Below are 384 nucleotides of genomic sequence, written 5' to 3'. Positions count from 1 at the left end.
TTGTACATGAATTCACCATAAACTACCGCATAATCCACTTTGTTATTCCTGGTGATTTCATCAAGCTCATCCACAAGATCGGATGCTTTTCCACGTAGGATGCCATTCTCCTTCAGCCGGATCACATAGCTTGTGCCGTTTTCCTCACACTGCTTATAAAGATCAGGCGTAGAAAAACCGCTATCACCACGAAGTAGAATAGGGATTTCCGGATAGTCATGCAGATATTCATCCAGTACCGGCTGCAAAAAATCAACTACTCCGGTGCAGGAATACTGTGTTCCATCACGCAGCTGGATCTTTATCAGATCCCCGGTCATTCCATCATAACAGACAAGTGGATGATAACCATTGCTCTGATAGTGAAAGTTAAAGGCTCTGCCT

The 384-nt window shown here is 44.0% G+C and carries 1 protein-coding gene; it reads right to left on the bottom strand.

The genetic code is table 11. From position 1 onward, the window contains the following. On the bottom strand, nucleotides 1-384 hold a 384-nt coding region (locus GPK83_RS14625; protein WP_215705125.1), incomplete at both ends, for a transposase.

The sequence above is a fragment of the Clostridium sp. MCC328 genome (assembly GCF_018785465.1).
Lineage (GTDB): Bacteria > Bacillota > Clostridia > Lachnospirales > Lachnospiraceae > Pilosibacter > Pilosibacter fragilis.
This window is presented reverse-complemented; position numbering and strand designations above follow the sequence as displayed.